Below are 19,350 nucleotides of genomic sequence, written 5' to 3'. Positions count from 1 at the left end.
CGGTGACCGTTCCGTCCGCTCCCAAGCCCGCGTTCGATTGGGCTGATCCCCTGCTGCTGGACGATCAGCTCACGCCGGAAGAACGGATGATGCGCGACTCGGTGCGCGAGTACGCCCAGGACAAGCTGATGGCACGGGTGCAGGACAGCTTTCGCAACGAGACGTTCGACCGCGAGATCTACCAGGAATACGCTCGCCTCGGGCTCCTGGGTGCGACGCTCGAAGGTTACGGCTGTGCCGGCGTCGGCTGGGTGACGTATGGACTGATCGCCCGCGAGATCGAGCGCGTCGACTCCGGGTACCGCTCGACGCTCAGCGTGCAATCAAGCCTGGTGATGCCAGCGATTCACCGTTTCGGGTCGGAAGAACTCAAACGCAAGTACCTGCCCAAGTTACGGACCGCCGAGCTGATCGCATGTTTCGGGCTGACGGAGCCCGATCACGGATCTGACCCCGGAAGCATGCTGACCCGGGCCCGGAAGGTCGATGGCGGCTGGCTTCTCTCAGGAGCCAAGAACTGGATCACGAACGCCCCGATCGCGGACCTGTTCCTGATCTGGGCCAAGGACGATGACGACGTGATCGGGGGATTCGTCTTCGAGCGTGACGCCAGAGGTGATCTGGCCACGCCCAAGATCGAAGGCAAGGTCGCGTTCCGGACTTCCAGCACCGGGATGGTGCAGATGGACGACGTGTTCGTGCCGGACGGGAACCGCCTGCCCCACGCGAAGGGCCTGAAGGGGCCGTTCTCGTCCCTGAACAGCGCCCGCTATGGCATCGCCTGGGGATGCCTCGGCGCCGCGGAATCCTGCTGGCATGCCGCGAGAACCTACGCGCTCGAGCGCAAGCAGTTCGGGCGGCCGATCGGATCGTACCAGCTCGTCCAGAAGAAGCTGGCGGACATGCAGAGCGAGATCGCGATCGGCCTGCAGGCGGCGCTGCGGGTGGGTCGGCTGAAGGAAGCCGGTCGGTTTACGCCGGAAATGCTCTCCCTAATCAAGCGCAACAATGCCGGCAAGGCACTGGACATCGCCCGGCAGGCCCGCGACATCCATGGCGGGAACGGGATTGTCGACGAGTATCAGGTCATCCGGCACGTCGTGAACCTGGAAGCCGTCAACACCTACGAAGGCACCCATGACATCCACGCACTGGTGCTGGGCCGCACACAGACCGGAATCCAAGCCTTCAGTCACTAGGCGTCATGCCCGAAGCGCTTCGCCCCTGGATGAGGCGGATCACGGCGGCGTAGTCGAGTTCGCCGCCGCCGCCCGCCACGAATTCCTCGTAGAGAGCCTGGGCAAGAGCCCCGAGCGGCGTCGCGGTTCCCGTTCCCGTCGCCGCTTCCTGCGCCAGGCTGAGATCCTTCAGCATCATGGCCGCAGCAAATCCCGGCCGAAACTCCCGGTTGGCCGCGGACGTCTCGACGATCCCCGGGATCGGCAGGTGATGCAGCATTGCCCAGCTGCACCCTGACGCGGCCGACGTGATCGCGAAGAGGGTTTCCGGCTTGATTCCCAGACGTTCACCCAGCGTGAACGCCTCGGAAAGACCGATCATGGAGATGCCGAGCAACATGTTGTTGCATGCCTTTGCCGCTTGCCCGGCGCCGGGACCGCCCGCGAGGACCGACTTCTGTCCCATGGCCTCGAACAAGGGTTGGGCGGATTCGAACGCCTGTGGGCTACCCCCAACCATGAACGTCAGCGTCGCTTTCTCGGCCCCGATCACACCACCAGACACCGGGGCGTCAAGCATGGCGTGGGCACCCTGCTCGGCCTGGGCGGCCAGCCGACGGGCGGTCGCAACGTCGATCGTGGATGCATCGATCAGCAGTGTGTCCCGAGACAGCGCATCAAGTAGTCCGTCACGGCCGGTGTAAACATCTTCGACATCCTGTCCGGCCGGCAGCATGGTGACGACGGCTTGCGCCTCGCTGCACGCTCCGGCCGGCGACGGCGCAACCTTCACGCCCCGCGCCACCGCACGTTCCATCGCCGGCACGGCGACGTCGTATCCATGCACCTCATGGCCCGCCGCAACCAGATTGGCGGCCATCGGCTCACCCATGTTGCCAAGCCCGATAAACGCGATCCGCATACACATCCTCCACGCGATCCCGGTCGGCCGCGTTCGAAACGCGGGCGCCAGCGTCGACCTGATTGTACGGCACGGGCCCTGCAGGCATTTCGCGCCACTTCGCATGAGCAAGGCGTCCTGCTGGCGCCCCCGGCGGGCCGCATGGCTCCCTCGGGGCGGCCGATAGTCTGAAGCGCAGACGAAACCCGACCTGCTAGCGGTCCCGTCGGAATAGCCGCCTGACCACTGCCGGCGGAGCGGTCAGGGTCTCACGGTAGAAGACGTAGAGCCCGCTCCCCGCGATCAACGCCATCCCGACTGCCGCCGTGGCGTCAGGCCAGTCGCCCCAAACCAGCAATCCCCACAGCAACGAAAGTGGCAACGCCGTGTATTCGAACGGCGCCACTACGGCAGGCTGGGCCACCCGGTAGGCCTGCGAAAGGAAGTACGTCCCGGCCCCTATCAGCACACCGCACGCGAACAGCAGTGCCAACTCCATACCGTCCGGCCAACTCCAGGCCCGCAGCAGGAACTGGAAACTCGGGTGGTCGGAACTGGCGAAGCGGCCATCGCCGATCACCAGACCGACTCCCAAGCTCGCGATGGCGAAAGCCAGGTGCACGTAGAGTGCCATCGATGAGGCCCGGTCAGTCGTCCCGAGCCGTCGCGTGACGATCTGCAGCAGCGCGTAACCGACCGCGGCACCCACGGGAAACAGCGCGGCAAGCTCCAGCGTATCCCGACCGGGCCGCAGCATGATCACCATCCCCACCATGCCGACCAGAACAGCGGCCCAGCGCCGCGGTCCCACACGGTCCTTCAGCAGCACGACGGAAAACACCGTGATGAACAGCGGCGCCACGAAGAACACTGCCGTGGCCTCGGCCAAGGGCATGCTGGCGACACCCATGAAAAAGCACATGTTGGTCCAGATGAACAGGAGGCACCTGACGATGTGCAGTCCCGGACGGCGCGTCCTGAGCAAGCGCATTCCGCCTTCCAGGCGGACGATCGCCAGCGTGATGACGATGGCGACTAGGGAGCGCGCGAACGTGACTTCATGGAGCGCAAAGTCGGAACTCAGCCACTTGATCACCGCGTCTTGGAGGGTCAGCGCCACGACACCGCCAAAGATGCAGGCGACCCCGATTTGTACTTGGCGGGCAGACGATGAGGTGGAGCGCGCTGGACCAGGCAAGTTGGGGCTCCAGTCGGTGGTAGCGGGTTCCGCCGGGGGGCGGCGCACACGTCGGGGCGTTCCGGCGCAGCTTCCGCCGTCTACACGAACCGATCAGAGAATGCGACCGAAACGATCTCGGTCCCGCGCGCCCCGTCGTCCTCGTGAGCAGCGCACCTCACCTGCGCTCCCTTCCAGCCACCGGCCAGAGCCGGCCATTTCGCCTGCAACGGTACGAGCCAGAGCGGGAACTACCGTGACCGATTCCTATCCTGGCCCGGCACGTGGTGCGTCGGCGGGACAGCCGACAACAGAACCCTGCGAAGACATTGCTCCGGCCGGCGACAACCGAACTGGGATGCACTATCTCGCACTGGCACCCTGTGCGTCACGATTGGAGCGGGCTAAGGTGCGGCGATCGATCAACGTATGCTGTCCGAATCCCACCTTCGAGTGCGCTCGTTCGCTCCGGGACCGCGCGGACCGTCCGGCACCAACCTGCAGGGTTTCCTTATGACGGGATCGACAGGCAGCACTCAATCCCGGCCAGCGCGCATCAGGGGGCAGACGTCCCCGCAGGCGACTGAACGGTGTCCCGGGATCCCGACCGCTCGCCGCGATGGCAAGCTCCATCCCGGAACACGAAGGGAATGACCGGTGAAATAGGGCTGTTCGCCCTCATTCTTGCGTTCGGGGTTGCCTTGTTCCAAGGCACGGTGCCGCTGGTCGGCGCTGCCCGCAACGATGCGAATCTGATGGCCGTAAGCGACGTCTCGTCGGTGGTGCTCTGCGGGCTGGTCACGATTGCGATCGTGATGCTTGGGCACGGCTACGTCACTTCGGACTTCTCGCTCCTCAACGTCTGGCAGAACTCACACACGCTCAAGCCCCTGATCTACAAGATCAGCGGGGTGTGGGGAAACCACGAGGGCTCCCTGGTCCTGTGGGTGCTGATTCTCGCGATCTACGGAGCGGCTCTGGCCGTGTTCGGTCGCCAGGTCCCGCCGGCGCTCCGCGCGCGCGCCCTCGCCATACAAGGTCTTATCGCCGCCGGGTTCCTGGCGTTTTCCATCTTCACCTCCAACCCGTTCGCACGCCTGATCCCGGTTCCGGTCGAAGGCATGGGTCTCAATCCGATTCTCCAGGACCCCGGTCTGGCGTTCCACCCGCCCTGCCTCTACATGGGTTACGTCGGCCTGTCCGTTGCGTTCTCGTTTGCCATCGCCGGCCTGCTTGGCAAGGAGATCGACGCCACGTGGGCGAAGCTCGCTCGCCCCTGGGTGCTCCTCGCCTGGTGTTTCCTGACCGCCGGTATCGCGCTCGGAAGCTGGTGGGCCTACTACGAGCTCGGCTGGGGCGGCTGGTGGTTCTGGGATCCGGTGGAAAACGCCTCATTCATTCCCTGGCTGATCGCCACCGCACTCCTGCACTCGCTCAGGGTGGCGGAAAAGCGGGACACGCTGAAGGCCTGGACGCTGCTTCTCTGCATCACCGGCTTCTCCCTTTCCCTGCTGGGGACGTTCCTTGTCCGCTCCGGCGCCATTACATCTGTGCATACGTTCGCCAGCGATCCCGCCCGCGGCCTCTTCATCCTTGCCTTCCTTGCGGCGGTTACCGGTGGCGCGTTTGCGCTGTTTGCCGTCCGTGCGCCGCGCATCCGGGCCGAAGGTCTGTTCGAGCCCGTGAGTCGGGAGGGAGCCCTCCTGCTGAACAACGTGTTCTTCGGTGCAGCTGCGGCAACCGTACTCCTTGGGACGCTGTATCCGATCTTCATGGAGGTTGCCGGCAGTCCACCCGTGAGCGTGGGCCCGCCGTATTACAACGCCGTCTTTCTGCCAATCGCAATTCCGGCCATTGTGCTCGCCGCGATGGGGCCTGCCATCCCCTGGAAGCGAGCGGATCTCCCGGGCGTGTTGCACCGGATGCGGTTTGCCGTGATCTGCGCCGTCGGCGCCGTGGTGCTGACCGGCGTGCTGCAACGCGACCCTGTCCCCATGGCGCTAGCCGGATACGGCCTCGCGGCATTTCTCGCGGCGGGAACGGTGCGCCAGTGGCTGGCGCGTCTGCGTCCTGCGCGCAACCCCCGACGCCTGTTGCGGCGCGTACGAAGTCTGCCGGCCTCCGCCCACGGCATGGCGCTGGCCCACATGGGCGTCGCCGTACTGGTGGTTGGCGTCACCGCGTCCAGCACCGCCCGGGTTGATCTCGAGCAGGTCATGCATTCCGGGGAAGCGCTGTCCCTGGCGGGTCACAAGATCGAGTTCGCTGGCGTGGAAGACGTTGAGGGACCCAACTACACCGCGCTCCAAGGCCGGTTTCTCGTCACTGGCCCGGGCGGAAGCGCCACGACATTGTTGCCGGAACGGCGCGCCTATCTCGCAAGCGGCACGGCCACCACCGAGGCAGCCATCCTGGAAACGTTCGTCGGCGACATCTACGTGGTACTGGGTGATCCCGTGGCGGATGGCGGCTGGGGAACGCGCCTGACCTTCAATCCCCTCATTTGGTGGATCTGGGGGGGCGCTTTTCTCAGCGTCCTCGGCGGAGCAGTATCCATTGCCGAGCGGACCCGACCCCGGATGTACGCGGCCGGTGCCCAGTCCGCGTCGGTGCAACCAGCATGACCTTTCGTCGAATCTATCTATACGCGTTGCCGGCAATCGCGGTGATTGCGCTCGCAGCCGTCTTTGCCGGGCGGCTCGCGACGCTGGACGACGGCACTGACGTGCCCCCTTCCGCCCGTCTCGATCAACCCATGCCTCCGATTCAACTTGATTCCCTGTATCCCGACGGGCCTGCACTCGATACCGAGAAGCTGCGCGGAGCGCCGTACATCCTCAACGTCTGGGCGGAATGGTGCGGCCCCTGCAAGATCGAGCACCCGCAATTGCTCACCATGTCGCAACAGGGAATTCCCGTCTACGGGGTCAACTACAAGGACCGTCCAGAGCTGGCCCGGGCGTTTCTTGCCGAACGCGGCGATCCCTTCCGTGCAATTGGGGCCGACCAGGACGGTCGGACTGGGATTGAGCTGGGAATTTTCGGGGTCCCGGAAACGTTCCTCGTGGACCGGGAGGGGTTCATCCGTCACCGGCACGCCGGCCCCTTGAGCGAGGATGATCTGGAGCGGGTGTTCCTTCCTTTCCTCGCCCATCTTCAGGAACCGGACAGTTGACGGCGGCCTCGCCGATCATCGGAATCGTCATCCTGCTGCCAATTTTGGCGGGTATTCCCGCGACCGCCGAGACCGCCGACGAGCGGGTGCGGGCACTGGCTGCCGAACTCCGTTGCGTGGTCTGCCAGAACCAGTCCCTGCTCGATTCCGATGCCGACCTGGCGAAGGACATGCGAGCGCTCATCCGGGAGCGCGTTGCGGCCGGCGACACCGACGAGGCGATCGTCGATTTCCTCGTTGAGCGCTACGGGGATTTCATTCTCCTGCAGCCCCCGTTCAAGCCGGCTACCTGGCTCCTGTGGCTTGGCCCACTGGCGTTTCTCCTGCTGGCACTGGCCCTTGCCCGGACCCGGGTCAGGCGGGCCCGGAGTCGCCGCAGCGATCCTGGCGATCCAGGAGCTTCATGACGTTCCTCCTGGTCGTTGCCGGCATCTCCATTGCCGTCATCGCTGCGCTGCTGCTGGGTCTCCGCGCCAGACCCGACAACCGCCTGCGGGGATTGGCAGGCGTCGGCACGTTCGCCATCCCGTTCGGCGCGGCGGCCGTGTACCTGGTTGTCGGCAGCCCGGGTTTCATTGATCCCCAGGCTTCGCTGGACGACGGGGATACGCTGATTGCCCTGCTTGAGCGTCAAGTTGCGTCGCAGCCGGACTCGCCAGGCCCTCTGATGAACCTTGCACAAGCTCTTGACGAAGCAGGCCATCCCGGGGAGGCAGCCACCATGTGGCGCCGCGCGGCCGCGCTGGGGGGTGACGAGCAGGCAGACGCCCTGGCACACGCCGCGCAATCGTTGATCATGGCCAACGAAGGCACCGTTACAGCGGAAGCTACCGACCTGATTGCCGAAGCGCTCGCCGTGGAGCCCGCCCACTTGCCGGCACGCTTTTACGCCGGCCTGGCGGAACTCCAGGCCGGACAGCCGGCGGATGCGCTCGCGACGTGGAACTCGCTGCTCACGGATCTGCCGCCCGACGCCGAATTCCGGCCGATGGTCGAAAGCGGCATCCGCGAGGCCGCAGCGCGCGCGAACCTGCCCTCTCCCCTGCCCGACGCCACGCCGCAACTCCCGGACGATGCCCAGATCCGGGCCATGGTGGACGGGCTGGCTGCACGACTGGCCGAGAACCCGGACGACCTAGAAGGCTGGAAACGACTGGGGCGGTCCCGCCGGGTCCTAAACCAGTTCGATCTCAGCCACGAGGCCTACCTGCGGGCCGTCGCGCTCGCGCCCGAGGACCCCGAGGCGCTTGCCGGGGCCGCGGAAGCGCTCACCCTGGGATCCGAAGACCCGGCCGAACCCCCGGAAGAGGCCCTCGTCCTGTTTCGCCGGGTGCTCGACGTTGACCCGGACCATGCGCTGGCCCTGTACGTTGTCGGAGAGGCGGCGGCACGGCAGAACGACAAGGAAACTGCCCGGGTCATGCTCAGCCGGCTACTGCAACGAATACCGCCCGATGAACCGATGCGCCAGGCCATTGCCGAACGTCTCGAGCGGCTTGACCTCGAGTAGCCAGAAACTCAACGCCCCCGGCGCCCACTGACACCGCGCGCGGCCTATGGGCTCCGCCCACCGGGCGGCGGTCTCCGGCGCGCCCGGGCCGGTTCCGGGAGGTTCAGGCCGCCTGTCTGGCGTGCGGTTGTTCGTAGATGACCTCCTCCTGGTCGTCCGGCACGTAGAAGTAATCGCCCGGTCTCGGGTCGTGCCCGAGATCGCCCAGAAGTCGGCGCTGGCGCGGCGTGCATGATTCCATGACGCCGGTCATGGTGGGAAAGTCGTACGTCTTCAGGAACATCTGCGCATAGTTGTAGAGCAATGTCTTGCGACCCTTCCCGGAGTGATTCGGCGCCGGCCCATGCCACAGCGCGTGGCTGAACAGGTAGCAGTCGCCGGCCTCGCCGCCCAGCTGGACAGCCCCCGGCGTGTGGGGAGTGGGCGCGGCGTCGCAGTCGAACGGAATCTGCCGAAGATGGCTTCCGGGGAAGACCGTGAAGTTGCCGCAGTCCGTTCCCTCGACATCGGTGAGCAGGTACAGGGCCTTCATCGCGAGCGGCTTGCTGGTTTCCGTTACCCGAATTCTTCGGAGCGCCTCGCCCCCATCTGTGTGCGTGAAGCCGGGGAACTCTGTGGTCGGCGCGCGGACAATCGCCTGCGACATGCTGAGCACGATGTACGGGCCCATCAGCTCCAGAATCAGGTCGAACACGTTCGGTCGATCGACAATGTCGAGGAAGGGCTGCCCATAGCCCAGGATGTCCCGACGATCCATGAAGGAGTCAGGATCGTCTGCGGTCGGGTTGCATTCCACCCAGCTGTAGTGACCGCGTGGCACGTCCGGCGTGGGCTCCCATCCGGGCACGTGCCGGATCGAGTCGATCAACCCGCTGTACAGCGCAACTTCGCGGGGATCCAATGCTCCCTTCAGGTGGATGTAACCGTCTACCGCCCACTGGCGGCGCTGCTCGTCGGTCAAGGTCGGCATGGCCGGGTCCTCCTTCAGATCAGAGCACGAGATCCAATGTCAGGTTATTCCATTGCTGTTGCGGTGGCACGCCGTCTGTCGTGCATCCTCAGATGCGGCCACCGGCTGGCACGGGCCCGCGCACACCGATCGCAGCAACGAGCAGCCCGTCGGTCGCGGCAGCGGATTCCCCGTGCGCGGCGCAAGCCCGCCCCGCGGCGCCGCTACAAGAAAGCTTCATCGTCTCGTGGAGCCGAAACAGAGCCTGGTCAGTCGGCTTCGAGCTCGGTATCCCAATACAGGTAGTCCCGCCAACTCTCGTGTAGGTAGTTGGGGGGAAAGCCCGGCGCGCGCGCATGAAGTTCGCGCTCGGTCGGCGCCCTAGGCTCCCGGATCAGGCGCATGCCGATCTCGTCGAGAAGATGATTCCCCTTCACGAAGTTGCAGGGAGCGCAAGCAGCGACCACGTTGTCCCAGGAGGTCCGCCCCCCCCTGGATTTCGGCAGGATATGATCGAACGTGAGGTCGGACACGGGTTCACGGGCCCCGCAGTACTGACACGTGAACCGGTCTCGAAGAAACAGGTTGAAGCGCGTGAAGGCGGGGGTCCGATTGCCCTTGATGTATCGCTTGAGGGCCACCACGCTGGGGAGCCGCATCGACGACGTGGCCGACCGGACGACCTGATCGTACTCGGCGACGATGCTGACCCGCTCGAGAAACACGGCCCGCACCGTGTCCTGCCAGGGCAGCAGCGACAGCGGAAAGTATCGGAGCGGCCGATAGTCGGCGTTAAGTACCAGCGCCGGATTCATGTGAAGCTCGAGCGCCACCACGTGTTTCCCGATCCGGTACCGGCAGTTCCGCCGGCAAGTGTATAGAAGAGCATCTGAAATTGGGACACCATGCGCGCGGCTCGGAAATGTGTCGCAAGGAGAAGTTTGTGCCGGAAACGCTTGAAGGTATACGAGTGCTTGACCTCAGTCGGGTTCTCGCCGGGCCATGGTGCGCCCAGTGTCTCGGGGATCTCGGCGCGGAGGTCATCAAGGTCGAACGGCCCGGCACCGGCGATGACACGCGTCATTGGGGGCCGCCGTTCTTGCAGATGGAGACCGGTGAAGGACCGGGCGAAAGCGCCTACTTCCAGTCAGCGAACCGCGGCAAGCGGTCCATTACCGTAAACCTGGCCGACCCTGACGGACAGCAGATCATCAGGGAACTGGCTGGCCAGTCCGACGTGCTGGTCGAGAATTATCGTGTGGGCGGACTGGCCCGCTTCGGCCTGGACTACGAGTCGCTTTCCGCCGTCAACCCGCGCCTGATCTACTGCTCGATCACCGGCTTCGGCCAGACAGGACCGGCACGAATGCGGCCCGGCTACGACTTCATGATCCAGGCCGAGGGCGGGCTCATGAGCCTCACTGGCGAAGCTGACGACCGGCCTGGGGGCGGCCCGACCAAGACGGGACTGGCGGTCAGCGACCTCTTTACCGGCATGTACGCCGTCCAGGCGGTTCTCGCTGCCATCCTAGAGCGCGGGCGCAGCGGGCAGGGCCAGCACATCGACCTCGCATTGCTGGATTCCACGATAGCCGGCCTTTCGATGATGGCGATCTCCGGTCTGATCACGGGCACCTCGCCGCCTCGCCTAGGCAATGCGCACCCGCATGTGGTCCCCTATCGCCTATATCCGACCGCCGATCGCCCCATGGTGGTTGCCGTCGGCAACAACGCGCAATTCGCTCGTTTTGCCACGGCGATCGAGCTTCCGCACCTGGCCGCAGATCCCCGCTTCGCGACCAACCGTGACCGGTTGCAGCACCGGGAGGTCCTGGACGGCCTCATTGAGAACCAAATGCGTAATCAGCCGTTCAGTCACTGGGACGCCGCCCTCACAGCTGCAGACATTCCGTTCGCTCCGGTAAATACCGTGCTCGACGCCCTCAACCTTGAACAGACAAGAGCGCGCGGGATGCGCATCGAACTTCCGCATGCAAACGGCGGCACCGTCCCGAGCCCCGGGAATCCCATCCGGCTGTCCCGAACGCCCGTGCGGTACCGAGGAGCTGCACCGGCGCTGGGCGGCGATACCGAATCGATTCTTCGTGACGTCCTGGGGAAAAGCCACCAGGAAGTGAAGCGGTTACGTGCCGGGGGCAGCATCTAGCCCGGTCGTCTCGGCCCGCTGTTGCATCACGAGGACGGGATCCTCGAGGATGGTCGTGTGCAGCTTTAGCGGCACCCGAGAAGGAAGCGGAGTGACGTCCTGAGTTTGGTCAGATGGGTGTCCCGGACGCGCCGGCCACACTTCTGCTGGAGCCGCCACCGACCATTCACTACCATTGCGACCGGATCACGGAATGGGGCCCGATCACCACGAAGATCAGCCCGCAAGATTCCGCGATGACCACACACACGTTTCCGTGGCGAGGTCCAGTGTTGCCGTCCTCAACCACCACACAGCGCCTGATCCCCTGCGCACTCTGGGCCATTGGGCTGCTTGTGATCATGGTCACTGCCGGACAACCGGTTCAGGCGGCCAGTGATGATGAGACAAGATTCAAGCAGATTCGCCCACAATTCATCGCTGCATTGGGTGACCCGGGCGCCAACTCGGGGAGTGGCGCGCAGCAGTGGGGGCTCTGGCGCTTGGACCCGGGCCCGCGGGGAGTGTGGCTGAAGCACTACGAGCGATTGCAAGCCGCAGGCGGAGTTGCGCCGGCTCGGTGGAAATTCGACGAGACGGACTGGTGGGTGGAAGAAAACGGCCTGATCATGGAGAAGCCGCAGTTTCCGCTTCCTTCTGGTCAGTACGTTGTCACCGGCGGACGCGAGGTCACGACTGTGCTGACAGTCCATCCCATGGACCAGGACGGTGATCAACGCTGGGAACTCCGGGGCGATGCCACGATCCATGACGTGACGCATCTGCGATGTCGTTCCGCGCGCTACACCCCAGCGACTCCCGACAGCCCGTGCTCGCCAGCCAAGGCGCAAATGACCGAATTTCCGGTGGCTCCAGGAGGCTTGATGCCGCCGATCGAGGGCTGCAACAAGCAGGACTATTCGGTTCTCTTCATCATCGGCGTGGCCGTGGAAGGCTGACTGCTGGCGACACCCAGGGCTCTTGGGGAGGCGGCCATGATGCTTCTCGACTCGAGGAGTGTCCGAACACCTCTTGCGCCATTAACTGCTGGTCGATGAGTCACCCCCCAGTCATGGGCGTTGCCTAGAACGGTATATCGTCGTCCTGAATGTCGTCGGCCGGCGCCGCATGCGTCATCGGATTGCGCTGGGCCGAATCACTACTCGAGAACTCGTCCTGCGGCTTGGCTCCGCCCTTGAACCGGTCGAACCTGCCTTTCGCCGACGGTGCGGCCCGCGGCCCATCATCGCGCGGCGGCGAATACAACAGGCGAAACGCCGGTGCACGTGGATTGTCGCTGTCGTTCGGAAATACCATCACAAAGGAACCCGCAGGAATCGTGATGTCCTCGTCGTCCGAGGTGCGCCCGCCGATGTACTCGCGGCCGTTCGCGCTGGTGCGCTCCCAAAGACCGGCGATCTCCTGCAGGCTGTCATCGCCCCGGCGAAAGCGTTCGTCGCTCATGGTCTAGTCCTCGATTTCCACGTCACCACGTTTTACCACACACCGGCGTGGGTCTTCGAAGTCTCATCCAAGGAACCGGCGCCGCAGAAAGTCCGCCCCGAGCACGATGCCCTCCTGGTCGATGGAATGCCCCAGCCGCGGCCGGACATGGTACCGGACCCGGGCACCGAGCGGCGCCAGCTCGGCAACCGCCCCGTACATGCCTTCGACCGGTAGCACATCATCGGCCGCCCCATGCACCAGCAAGACGTCGGCGCCACTAGCGGTTCGTGCCGACGGCAGCAGCGCCCCTGAATACCCGAGGATCCCGGCGAAATTCCGCGACAGCCCCAGTTCAAGGGCCATCATCGTGCCCTGGCTGAAGCCCACCAGAGCCACCCGGTTCTCTGCGAGTCCCAGCTGCTGTTGTTCGACCTCGAGAAAGGCCTCAAGGTCGGCAACGGCTCGCGCGGCCGCCGCTGTGCGGTCCTGCTCCCCGCGCGCGAGGCTGAACCACTGAAAGCCGGCCGGGTTCTGATCACACCGCTCCGGTCCGTGAGGTGACACGAACTCCGCATCGGGCAGTGCGGTGGCGAACAACGGGGCCAACTGAATCAAGTCGTCCCCGCTCGATCCCCAGCCATGCAGAAACACCACCAGTTGCCGGGCGGCCGCACGCGACTGCGGCCCAACACGCGGTCCTGAAAGCGGACGCGGCCGCACGCCGCAGCCTATTGACTCATCCATGGCCTGCATCCCGACCGATAGCTAGGTGCTCTACTGACTACTCGCCCGAGGGGCATCAGGCAACGACATGTGGTCAGAACTGCTGTCCCGATCGGCAGCGGCGACCCAGGAGCGGAAACGTCCCGGCGGCTATCATGCAGGAGCGAGCAGCTCGACTCGGGGGTCCAACCGTGGACGGCAAAGTCGTCATCGTGACCGGTGCAACTGACGGTATCGGACGGGCCACCGCGAAGGCCCTGGCCGCCCGTGGTGCCCGCGTCACCATCGTGGGACGGAACCCCTTGAAGGGCAACACCGCCGTCGCCGGGATTCGCGCGGACACCGGCAACGATGCCGTGTGCTTCCACCAAGCGGATCTCTCCTCCCAGAGCGATGTCCGGCAATTGGCCCGAGCAATCATGACCCAAGGCGATCGTCTTGATGTGCTCGTGAACAACGCGGGAGGGCTGTTCGCCAGCCGCAAAGTCAGTGTCGATGGGATCGAGATGACCTTCGCGCTCAATCATCTCGCCTACTTCCTTCTCACGAACCTGGTGCTGGACCAACTCCGGGCGACGCCCGGGGCCCGCATTGTCAACGTGGCCTCACATGCGCACGTGGGGACCAATCTGAACTTCGACGATCTGCAGTTCTCTCACCGGTACAACGGCTGGACCGCATACAAGCGCTCGAAACTCTGCAACCTGCTGTTCACCTACGAACTGGCGCGCAAGCTCGGCAACGGGGGGCCCACGGTCAACGCCCTTCATCCGGGCTTTGTGCGCTCCCATCTCGGGCAGGGTGACACCGACAATTCCGCATTTTGGCGGACCGTCGCCACCTTAGTGTTTCGCTTCACTGCCGCCATTACACCCGAGAAAGGCGCAGAAACCTCAATCCATCTCGCCACCTCGCCGGACCTTGCCGGCGTTACCGGCAAGTACTTCACGCCGGGCGTGAGCGGCAAGTTTCGCTCCCCCGGCCGCGCGGCCACGTCGTCGGCAGTTTCCCAGGACCCGGACATCGCCAAACGCCTGTGGGAGATCTCGGAGGAACTCACATCGCTCTGAAGCGATCCTGCCGTTCGCGTGCGCCCGCACTCCGGCGGACCAGACGACCAAGAGGGCATGTGAAACTGATGCACCCGCAAGGCGTGTGTTGCCGTCGGACATGCGGTGGCCAACTACTCGCCTACGTCGGCGGCGTCCAGCGTTGGTGCCCTAAGTCACACCCGAAGATGGCAAGCTAGCCGGCTACAGCAGGCTTGACGTTGTCCGCCGCTTGGGCAACGTATCGACAAGCCCGGCGAGCCACGGATTGTGATCTGGCGTTCGCCGTCCTGGCTGCATCAACGCGAGGTGCCTATGGCTTCCCTATCCCGTCTGGCAAACCGGCTCATTACCCCGGCGGCCAAACAGATGCTGCTGGCATGGGAACGGCTGGAATCCGGTGTCGCTTACGACCCGACCTCCATCGCCACGCGACACGAACCGTACGGGCTGTACGACGAGATCCGTCGCAAGGATCCGGTGCACCGGATGCGACTGATGAAAGCCTGGGCACTGACCCGGTACGAGGATGTCGATCAGCTCCTCAGGGATCACAAGCGTTTCACGTCGGAGGGCCGGAACTACGGCTACACCTCGTATCTGACGATGCTCGACTTCGATCCTCCCAAGCACACCCGCTTGCGGGGGCTAGTGTCCAAGGCCTTTACGCCGCGTGCCATCGAGAAGCTCGAGCCCCGGATCGACGCCGTGGTGAACGAGCTCCTTGACGCCGTTGGCAACCAGGACCGCTTTGACCTCATCGACGCGGTGGCATTCCCGCTGCCCGTCATCGTGATCGCTGAGATGCTCGGGGTGCCGCCGGAGGATCGGGACCGGTTCCGCGGTTGGTCCGATGACATCGCCATGACGGTCGAGCCGCTGCTCGACGAGCCCAACGTGCACAAGGTGCGCAAGGCGACCGGCGAGCTCTTCGAGTACTTCGAAGGACAGATCGAGAAACGCCGCACGAACCCGCAGGATGACCTGCTGAGCGGGCTCATGGCCGCCGAGGAAGCTGGAGACCGCCTCACCCGGGAGGAACTTCTATCCACCCTGATGCTCCTGCTCGTCGCCGGGAACGAGACGACGCGCAACCTGATCGGAAACGGGATGCTCGCGCTCCTCCGTCACCCCGATCAGCTCGAGCGCCTGCGTCAGCATCCCGACATGCTCACGGGAGCCATCGGCGAACTGCTTCGGTACGACCCTCCGGTCCAATTCGACGGCCGGATTGCGCGCGAGGACCTCGACATCGGCGGCAAAAAGATTCGCTCCGGTGACCGGGTGATCTCCCTGTTGGGGGCGGCCAACCGGGACCCCGAAGTCTTTACCGACCCCAATCGCCTCGATCTCGGGAGATCCGAGAAAAGTCACATATCCTTTGGACGCGGCATTCATTATTGCCTGGGCGCATCACTCGCAGTGCTGGAGGGGAAGGTCACCTTCAAGGCCCTGCTCGAGCGCTTTCCGAGGATACGCCTGGCGCAGGACCCGGTCCGTCGAAACCAGATGGTCCTTCGGGGCCTCTCGGAACTGTGGGTTGACGTGACCTGATCAGCTAGGTTTTTCTCTTCTGGCCGAAGTCCCGGCTTTCTGTTGGAAACCCGTCGGCACCGGAATTCTGGCGTCACGGTGACGCTCGTAACGGGTTGCGCAGGGACATCCGGGGTGTCGGCTCGTACCGGCTGCCGGCCGCGACAGCGAGGATGCCCCGAGCATGAGGCGCCGGGGTCTATCGGTTTCCGGCACGCCACATTCAACTATCCTCCTGCTTTCCTGCCTTGCCGGAGCCGCACGTGAGCCTGCTGCAAGACATCTTTCCCTACATTCTGGGGATCAGCCTCGCCGCGGTTGTCATCGTGCTGGCGGTCGGCGTCATCTCGATGTTTCGCGGTGGCGAATTCAATGCCCGCTGGGGAAACCGCCTGATGCGCGCCCGCGTCGTGTTGCAGGCGCTTGCCGTTCTGCTAATCCTTGCGTTCGCCGCATTGATGCAGAATGCGTCCTGAGCGAATTCCCGGAGCATTCGTTTAGGATGCATCAAGGCCGCGCGAGTCGACGCGCGCCCCTCCCTCACCGCTACTGTCCCCTCGGAGCCGGTCGCTCATGAAAATCCTTGTCGCAGTCAAACGTGTCATCGACTACAACGTACGCATTCGGGTGCTGCCGGATGGTTCCGGTGTCGAGACCGACAACGTCAAGATGTCCATGAACCCGTTCGATGAAATTGCTGTCGAAGAAGCGATCCGGTTGAAAGAGGCAGGTACGGCTTCCGAGGTCATTGCCGTCTCGATCGGGCCGGCTCGTAGCCAGGAAACCATCCGAACCGCTCTCGCCTTCGGGTGCGACCGCGGCATCCACGTGCAGACCGAACAGCCCCCCGAACCGCTCGCGGTGGCCAAACTGCTCGCCGGCGTCGTCGCGGCAGAGGAGCCAGAGCTCGTGATACTGGGCAAGCAAGCCATCGACGACGACAGCAATCAAACCGGGCAGATGCTGGCGGCGCTGCTCGGCTGGCCGCAGGGCACGTTCGCGTCCGAACTCGTGATCGGTGACGGCGTGTTCGACGTCACCCGCGAGATCGACGGCGGCCTCGAGACCATCTCGATCAATGCGCCGGCGATCGTCACCACCGATCTCCGGCTGAACGAACCGCGTTATCCGTCATTACCGGGAATCATGAAGGCAAAGAGCAAGCCCATCGAGGCGAAGACCCCGGCGGACTACAGCGTCGACGTCGCGCCGCGCCTGGAAACGGTCACGGTGGCCGAGCCGCCGCCACGGCCGCCGGGCCGCGTGCTCGAATCAGCCGCAGAACTCGTACAGATCCTCCGAGAAGAAAAGGGCGTTCTCTGATGGCTGTTCTGGTCGTTGCCGAAACCGACGGTGCCAATCTTCCCCGCGGCACGCTCGCCACGATTACCGCCGCACTTGCCATCAGCCCGGAGGTCGACGTGCTGGTGCTGGACGAGCGGGGCGACGAGGCGTCCGAAGCCGCCAGCGGAATCGTCGGCGTCCGTTCGGTCATCAAGGCTGGCGGGCCCGGCCTCGCCGGCAACCTGGCCGAGAACCTGGCGCCCGCTGTGGTGGAGGCCACCAAGAACTACGGCTACGTGCTCGCGCCGGCGGGAACCTGGGGCAAGAATCTGATGCCTCGCGTGGCCGCCATGCTGGATGTCCAGCAGATCTCCGACATCACGGAGATCGTGGACGAAGACACGTTCATCAGGCCCATCTATGCGGGCAACGCGTTGGCCACCGTGCGCTCCCGTGATCCCGTAAAGGTCATCACGGTACGCGGCACCGCGTTTGCCGTGGCCGAGGCGCCTGGCGGCTCGGCCGCCATCACCGACGGTCCCGAAGTCGCGGCGCACGACATCGCGCGGTTCGTCAAGCGCGAGCTGAGCCAGTCTGACCGGCCGGAGCTTGCCGCTGCGCGCATCGTCATCTCCGGCGGCAGGGGCATGGGCAGCGGCGAGAACTTCCAGCTGCTCGACCAGCTGGCGGACAAGCTGGGTGCCGCCGTGGGCGCCAGCCGTGCCGCCGTGGACGCCGGCTACGTCCCGAACGATTTCCAAGTCGGCCAAACCGGCAAGGTGGTCGCGCCCGAGCTGTACATCGCCGTGGGTATTTCCGGGGCCATTCAGCACCTCGCGGGCATGAAGGACAGCAAGGTGATTGTCGCCATCAACAAGGACCAGGAAGCCCCCATCTTCCAGGTTGCCGACTACGGGCTGGTCGGCGACCTGTTCAAGATCGTGCCGGAGATCGCCGACGCGCTCTGATCCCGGTCAGACGCGTCCACAAACCGCCCATGCAAATGGTCTGCCTGGATTTGGAAGGGGTGCTGGTGCCGGAGATCTGGCACGCAGTCGCCACGGAGACCGGGATCCAGGAGCTGCGAAAGACCACGCGTGACGTCGCCGACTACGACGCCCTCATGCGCCATCGAATCGAGGTCATGGCCCAGCACGCCATTGACCTGCCGCGGCTTCGCGCGGTTGCAGGGTCACTGCAGCCGTATCCGGGCGCGCGCGCATTTCTCGACCGCCTACGCGAGGCCCACCAGGTGACCATCCTGTCAGACACGTTCTACGAACTCTCGGACCCGCTGTTCGCCGCGCTCGGTCGTCCGGCGGTGTTCTGCCACCACCTGGAAACGTCGGCCGACCAGCGTGTGGTCGGCTGGAGAAAACGGATCGACGACCATAAGCGACGCGCCGTCGAGGGCTTCGCTGCCCTAGGTTTCGAAGTGGTTGCAGTGGGCGATTCGTACAACGACATTCCGATGCTCGACGCCGCAACGCGCGCCGTCCTGTTCCGGGCCCCCCGGCAAATACAGGAGGAGCGTTCTGACCTCGTTGCCCTATCGGAGTACTCTGAACTGCTTGAGCTGACCTGTACCCGACGGACGACCGCCTGATGATGGAGCCGCACGATCTCCTGCTCGTCATCGATGTCCAGAACGACTTCTGTCCGGGCGGCAACCTGCCGGTCGCTGACGGCGACCAGGTGGTGCCCGTCATCAATCGCCTGCTGCCGCAGTTCCAGAACGTCGTTCTCACCCAGGACTGGCATCCTTCGGACCATGCGTCGTTCGCGAGCATGCATGCCGGCAAGTCGCCGTACGACACGATCAGCATGCCGTACGGCGAGCAGACGCTGTGGCCGGACCATTGCATCCAGGGCAGCGAGGGCGCGTCCTTCCACCCTGACCTGGAGACAGACGGCGCGCTGGCGGTCATTCGCAAGGGCATGAACGCCAGCATCGATTCGTATTCTGCCTTTGCCGAGAATGACCGCAGCACGCCCACCGGCCTCGGAGGCCTACTGGGCGCCCTGCACATCCAGCGTGTGTTTCTGGTCGGGCTCGCCTTCGACTTCTGCGTCGGCTGGTCGGCGACGGACGCGCGAGCCCACGGGTTCGAGGCAATCGTCATCGAGGACGCGACCCGACCGGTCGACCTGCCCGGCACGGTAGACGCGGCCAGGGAAGCGTTTCGCGATGCCGGTGTCGCCGTGACCCTGAGCCAAGAGGTCGAACGCGACGGGGCCCGCGGCATGGGGCGGCCTGCCGGATAGCCGGCTGGCGAGCC

At 64.9% G+C, this 19,350-nt stretch carries 20 protein-coding genes; 14 read left to right on the top strand and 6 right to left on the bottom strand.

The window, feature by feature from the left end; genetic code table 11:
• The first annotated feature begins 2 nt into the window (after positions 1-2).
• Positions 3-1,199 (top strand): acyl-CoA dehydrogenase, encoded by a 1,197-nt coding sequence (locus tag OXH60_03355; protein ID MDE0711152.1) that lies wholly within the window; start codon positions 3-5, stop codon positions 1,197-1,199.
• Here OXH60_03355 and mmsB read toward each other — a convergent pair.
• Positions 1,189-2,106, bottom strand: a complete 918-nt coding sequence (gene mmsB / locus OXH60_03350; protein ID MDE0711151.1) for a 3-hydroxyisobutyrate dehydrogenase — start codon at positions 2,104-2,106, stop codon at positions 1,189-1,191. The genes OXH60_03355 and mmsB overlap by 11 nt on opposite strands.
• A gap of 187 nt (positions 2,107-2,293) precedes the next feature.
• Positions 2,294-3,277, bottom strand: a complete 984-nt coding sequence (locus OXH60_03345; protein MDE0711150.1) for a DMT family transporter — start codon at positions 3,275-3,277, stop codon at positions 2,294-2,296.
• A gap of 629 nt (positions 3,278-3,906) precedes the next feature.
• Between OXH60_03345 and OXH60_03340 the strand changes: the two genes are divergently transcribed.
• From OXH60_03340 to OXH60_03325, 4 genes are read left to right on the top strand one after another with little or no spacing between them, the layout of a single operon-like run.
• On the top strand, positions 3,907-5,880 hold the full coding sequence (locus OXH60_03340; GenBank protein ID MDE0711149.1) for a heme lyase CcmF/NrfE family subunit: 1,974 nt from the start codon (positions 3,907-3,909) through the stop codon (positions 5,878-5,880).
• The gene (locus OXH60_03335; protein ID MDE0711148.1) at positions 5,877-6,431 is read left to right on the top strand and encodes a DsbE family thiol:disulfide interchange protein; all 555 of its coding nucleotides are present in this window, start codon (positions 5,877-5,879) and stop codon (positions 6,429-6,431) included. Before OXH60_03340 ends, OXH60_03335 begins: the two co-directional genes overlap by 4 nt.
• Positions 6,428-6,838, top strand: a complete 411-nt coding sequence (locus OXH60_03330; GenBank protein MDE0711147.1) for a cytochrome c-type biogenesis protein CcmH — start codon at positions 6,428-6,430, stop codon at positions 6,836-6,838. The genes OXH60_03335 and OXH60_03330 overlap by 4 nt, the downstream gene beginning before the upstream one ends.
• Positions 6,835-7,941 (top strand): tetratricopeptide repeat protein, encoded by a 1,107-nt coding sequence (locus OXH60_03325; GenBank protein MDE0711146.1) that lies wholly within the window; start codon positions 6,835-6,837, stop codon positions 7,939-7,941. The genes OXH60_03330 and OXH60_03325 overlap by 4 nt, the downstream gene beginning before the upstream one ends.
• Before the next feature lie 103 nt (positions 7,942-8,044).
• Here OXH60_03325 and OXH60_03320 read toward each other — a convergent pair whose 3' ends face one another.
• Positions 8,045-8,911, bottom strand: a complete 867-nt coding sequence (locus OXH60_03320; protein ID MDE0711145.1) for a phytanoyl-CoA dioxygenase family protein — start codon at positions 8,909-8,911, stop codon at positions 8,045-8,047.
• 248 nt (positions 8,912-9,159) lie between these two features.
• Positions 9,160-9,705, bottom strand: a complete 546-nt coding sequence (locus tag OXH60_03315) for an HNH endonuclease (GenBank protein MDE0711144.1) — start codon at positions 9,703-9,705, stop codon at positions 9,160-9,162.
• A gap of 128 nt (positions 9,706-9,833) precedes the next feature.
• Between OXH60_03315 and OXH60_03310 the strand changes: the two genes are divergently transcribed.
• Entirely contained in the window at positions 9,834-11,057 is a 1,224-nt protein-coding gene (locus OXH60_03310) for a CoA transferase (GenBank protein ID MDE0711143.1), read from the top strand.
• 113 nt (positions 11,058-11,170) lie between these two features.
• The gene (locus OXH60_03305) at positions 11,171-11,995 is read left to right on the top strand and encodes a hypothetical protein (protein MDE0711142.1); all 825 of its coding nucleotides are present in this window, start codon (positions 11,171-11,173) and stop codon (positions 11,993-11,995) included.
• Between the two features lie 124 nt (positions 11,996-12,119).
• On the opposite strand, the gene OXH60_03300 is transcribed toward OXH60_03305, so the two are convergent.
• Positions 12,120-12,500, bottom strand: coding sequence for a hypothetical protein (locus tag OXH60_03300; GenBank protein ID MDE0711141.1), 381 nt, complete (start codon positions 12,498-12,500; stop codon positions 12,120-12,122).
• Between the two features lie 63 nt (positions 12,501-12,563).
• The gene (locus OXH60_03295) at positions 12,564-13,226 is read right to left on the bottom strand and encodes a phospholipase (GenBank protein ID MDE0711140.1); all 663 of its coding nucleotides are present in this window, start codon (positions 13,224-13,226) and stop codon (positions 12,564-12,566) included.
• Positions 13,227-13,360: 134 nt separating this feature from the next.
• Between OXH60_03295 and OXH60_03290 the strand changes: the two genes are divergently transcribed.
• From OXH60_03290 to pncA, 7 genes are all read left to right on the top strand, one after another.
• Positions 13,361-14,275 carry an SDR family oxidoreductase gene (locus OXH60_03290; protein MDE0711139.1) on the top strand — a complete coding sequence of 305 codons (915 nt, stop codon included), beginning with the start codon at positions 13,361-13,363 and terminating at the stop codon, positions 14,273-14,275.
• A 294-nt stretch (positions 14,276-14,569) separates the two neighbouring features.
• Positions 14,570-15,808 carry a cytochrome P450 gene (locus OXH60_03285; protein ID MDE0711138.1) on the top strand — a complete coding sequence of 413 codons (1,239 nt, stop codon included), beginning with the start codon at positions 14,570-14,572 and terminating at the stop codon, positions 15,806-15,808.
• A gap of 242 nt (positions 15,809-16,050) precedes the next feature.
• Positions 16,051-16,263 carry a twin transmembrane helix small protein gene (locus OXH60_03280; protein MDE0711137.1) on the top strand — a complete coding sequence of 71 codons (213 nt, stop codon included), beginning with the start codon at positions 16,051-16,053 and terminating at the stop codon, positions 16,261-16,263.
• A gap of 97 nt (positions 16,264-16,360) precedes the next feature.
• Positions 16,361-17,110, top strand: coding sequence for an electron transfer flavoprotein subunit beta/FixA family protein (locus OXH60_03275; GenBank protein MDE0711136.1), 750 nt, complete (start codon positions 16,361-16,363; stop codon positions 17,108-17,110).
• Positions 17,110-18,039: an FAD-binding protein gene (locus tag OXH60_03270; GenBank protein MDE0711135.1), complete on the top strand. Its 930-nt coding sequence runs from the start codon at positions 17,110-17,112 to the stop codon at positions 18,037-18,039. Before OXH60_03275 ends, OXH60_03270 begins: the two co-directional genes overlap by 1 nt.
• A gap of 29 nt (positions 18,040-18,068) precedes the next feature.
• Positions 18,069-18,677, top strand: coding sequence for a bifunctional phosphoserine phosphatase/homoserine phosphotransferase ThrH (gene thrH, locus OXH60_03265; protein MDE0711134.1), 609 nt, complete (start codon positions 18,069-18,071; stop codon positions 18,675-18,677).
• Positions 18,677-19,336, top strand: a complete 660-nt coding sequence (pncA, locus tag OXH60_03260) for a bifunctional nicotinamidase/pyrazinamidase (protein ID MDE0711133.1) — start codon at positions 18,677-18,679, stop codon at positions 19,334-19,336. Before thrH ends, pncA begins: the two co-directional genes overlap by 1 nt.
• The last annotated feature ends 14 nt before the right edge of the window (positions 19,337-19,350 follow it).

Source organism: Rhodospirillales bacterium (assembly GCA_028824295.1).
GTDB lineage: Bacteria > Pseudomonadota > Alphaproteobacteria > TMED109 > TMED109 > VXPW01.
Note: the sequence above shows the minus strand (reverse complement) of the source record. Positions and strands in the feature narration are given on the sequence as shown.

Excerpts from the sequence above, each read along its gene's own strand:
- thrH (MDE0711134.1), top strand. The coding sequence starts at position 18,069 with ATGCAAATGGTCTGCCTGGATTTGGAAGGGGTGCTGGTGCCGGAGATC.
- OXH60_03285 (MDE0711138.1), top strand. The coding sequence starts at position 14,570 with ATGGCTTCCCTATCCCGTCTGGCAAACCGGCTCATTACCCCGGCGGCC.
- OXH60_03305 (MDE0711142.1), top strand. The coding sequence starts at position 11,171 with ATGGGTGTCCCGGACGCGCCGGCCACACTTCTGCTGGAGCCGCCACCG.
- OXH60_03325 (MDE0711146.1), top strand. The coding sequence starts at position 6,835 with ATGACGTTCCTCCTGGTCGTTGCCGGCATCTCCATTGCCGTCATCGCT.
- OXH60_03315 (MDE0711144.1), bottom strand. The coding sequence starts at position 9,705 with ATGAATCCGGCGCTGGTACTTAACGCCGACTATCGGCCGCTCCGATAC.
- OXH60_03340 (MDE0711149.1), top strand. The coding sequence starts at position 3,907 with ATGACCGGTGAAATAGGGCTGTTCGCCCTCATTCTTGCGTTCGGGGTT.
- pncA (MDE0711133.1), top strand. The coding sequence starts at position 18,677 with ATGATGGAGCCGCACGATCTCCTGCTCGTCATCGATGTCCAGAACGAC.
- OXH60_03290 (MDE0711139.1), top strand. The coding sequence starts at position 13,361 with ATGCAGGAGCGAGCAGCTCGACTCGGGGGTCCAACCGTGGACGGCAAA.
- OXH60_03270 (MDE0711135.1), top strand. The coding sequence starts at position 17,110 with ATGGCTGTTCTGGTCGTTGCCGAAACCGACGGTGCCAATCTTCCCCGC.
- OXH60_03300 (MDE0711141.1), bottom strand. The coding sequence starts at position 12,500 with ATGAGCGACGAACGCTTTCGCCGGGGCGATGACAGCCTGCAGGAGATC.
- OXH60_03295 (MDE0711140.1), bottom strand. The coding sequence starts at position 13,226 with ATGGATGAGTCAATAGGCTGCGGCGTGCGGCCGCGTCCGCTTTCAGGA.
- mmsB (MDE0711151.1), bottom strand. The coding sequence starts at position 2,106 with ATGTGTATGCGGATCGCGTTTATCGGGCTTGGCAACATGGGTGAGCCG.
- OXH60_03335 (MDE0711148.1), top strand. The coding sequence starts at position 5,877 with ATGACCTTTCGTCGAATCTATCTATACGCGTTGCCGGCAATCGCGGTG.
- OXH60_03275 (MDE0711136.1), top strand. The coding sequence starts at position 16,361 with ATGAAAATCCTTGTCGCAGTCAAACGTGTCATCGACTACAACGTACGC.
- OXH60_03320 (MDE0711145.1), bottom strand. The coding sequence starts at position 8,911 with ATGCCGACCTTGACCGACGAGCAGCGCCGCCAGTGGGCGGTAGACGGT.